The following is a 1,708-nucleotide window of genomic DNA, read 5'->3' on the forward strand; positions in this document are numbered from 1 at the left end:
AAGAGAATGGCTCAGAAGAAATTCTGAGCCATTTTTCTTTTGCGGCACCGCTACGCTTCCTGCAACAAGACAACTCAGCAGCTTACCCGCACGCTACCGTCTCCAGTACGTAAATCGATTCCGATCCAGCACCGGTAATGCGAGTTCGCAGGGTTTTCCAGACGCGCAGTGTACGAACAATAGACTCCCTTTTTCTGCCGCACGCGGTTCCCTGCTGTGTCATTGCAAACCTCTTTGGCATCAGGCCCAATCTGGTCGACTATCAGCTTGGCAGCTTCATCCCTGAACACAACCGTCAGTGCGCTGTCATTCTTGGTGGGAAGCTCCGAATAGGCAGTGCCGCCAGAGTGGATCTTGTAGCTTGCCTGCACCGCATTCCACTCGTTCAACTCAGGACGTTTTTTATCGGCCTCATCAGCGCCAGCCGATTGGCAAGCGACGATAAGAATCAACAAAGTAAATTTGCGCATGCTCATCCGATCAGGGCTACGTGGAAATGGTTGTCATGCCCTAGTGCTGGCCTGACAAATGGGATGCTGGCATCGTTAAAATAAATCAGCTTCACCGGAGAGAACGTGCGGAACAGCCCGATCAATCTGGCGGTCGCGTCCCGGTCATACTGCCTGTCCGTCCAAACGACAGGAAGCTCCAGGCCATCTTTACGCACGGGCCGAACATCCACCTGAAGCCCGCCGAGATGCGTGTCGTGGTCATTGTCGTCAAACCGGTCGGCACGGCTGATATTCCCGATCCCGACACGGCGCCGGTCGATACTTTGCCACTCCAGCGCCACGCGAAGAATAGCCTGCATCATGATCGGATGCGGATACTGATAACCACCCCGGTCCGGCTTCTTGTCCATCAGCCCGTAGTTGTAATACCCGGACTCGCTCGGAAAACGCGGCAGCATGAAAAAACCGCGCTTGTCCTGGATCGGCCGTAGCGGATCGTCGCGTTGATTGGCCATGATGCCAGCCCGTCATGCGCACGACTTGTTGCAACCCAGATCCCAGCCGCCGGCGGTATTGCCTCCCATGCCGCCGCCGATCTTCTGCTGCGAATACTTCCATTTCACCTTGGTGAAGTGCAGTGCGATATGGTCGCGCAGGATGCTGCCCTCGCCCACCATCTGCTCCATGCTGCCGACCAGCACGTTCTCCAGTTCGACCTCGTAGTAGCGCACCCGCTTGCCGTCGCCGTCGGCGCGCATGAACTCGAGCTTCGCTTTTGGAATGGTCTTGCCGTTCGAGCAGTGCTGCATCAACAGCGGCGACGCCAGGTCGGCGAACTTGGCCAGCGACAGCGTGCGGTATTCGCTGCGGCCCGTGGTGCGCCCGCCCGTGGCCGAACCCGGCGCGCCGACCGGTTGCGTCATGCCCCACTGCGCCTGGCTGACTTCGATCCAGCCGGCGTGGGTCGAATCGCTCGACTCCCCCTTGATGCCGTCGATCTGCAGATAGACGTCGATTGCCATGTCCCGTACTCCAGATGGTTGATATGTCGACCATTCTTCGCCCACGTCCGACTCAGCGGTTTGGCGATGCACAATGACTTGGACTGACACTGCGCAAGCGCCTGGCACCATTGAATTGTGGAACTGGATTGACAGCAATAGCCGTCACATGCCGACAACCGCTGAAACGCCATTTGCCAATTCGGCACATGCTGCTATAATGCGTGCCTCGGGCGGCTGTAGCTCAGCTGGATA

3 protein-coding genes are annotated in these 1,708 nt (G+C 57.7%); all 3 read right to left on the bottom strand.

The window, feature by feature from the left end:
• Window positions 1-74 precede the first annotated feature (74 nt).
• Genes QPK27_RS25140 through QPK27_RS25150 form a run of 3 tightly spaced genes read right to left on the bottom strand, consistent with a single transcriptional unit; the run spans window position 75 to window position 1,474 of the window.
• The gene (locus tag QPK27_RS25140; RefSeq protein ID WP_290420877.1) at window positions 75-470 is read right to left on the bottom strand and encodes a hypothetical protein; all 396 of its coding nucleotides are present in this window, start codon (window positions 468-470) and stop codon (window positions 75-77) included.
• A 2-nt stretch (window positions 471-472) separates the two neighbouring features.
• Window positions 473-967, bottom strand: coding sequence for a hypothetical protein (locus tag QPK27_RS25145; RefSeq protein ID WP_290420878.1), 495 nt, complete (start codon window positions 965-967; stop codon window positions 473-475).
• 12 nt (window positions 968-979) lie between these two features.
• A complete protein-coding gene (locus tag QPK27_RS25150; RefSeq protein ID WP_290420879.1) occupies window positions 980-1,474 on the bottom strand; it encodes a type VI secretion system tube protein Hcp in 495 nt (164 codons plus the stop codon).
• Window positions 1,475-1,708 lie beyond the last annotated feature (234 nt).

Source organism: Massilia sp. YIM B02443 (assembly GCF_030411955.1).
Lineage (GTDB): Bacteria > Pseudomonadota > Gammaproteobacteria > Burkholderiales > Burkholderiaceae_D > Telluria.

Coding starts and splice junctions, on each gene's coding strand:
- QPK27_RS25140 (WP_290420877.1), bottom strand. CDS start 470: ATGCGCAAATTTACTTTGTTGATTCTTATCGTCGCTTGCCAATCGGCT.
- QPK27_RS25145 (WP_290420878.1), bottom strand. CDS start 967: ATGGCCAATCAACGCGACGATCCGCTACGGCCGATCCAGGACAAGCGC.
- QPK27_RS25150 (WP_290420879.1), bottom strand. CDS start 1,474: ATGGCAATCGACGTCTATCTGCAGATCGACGGCATCAAGGGGGAGTCG.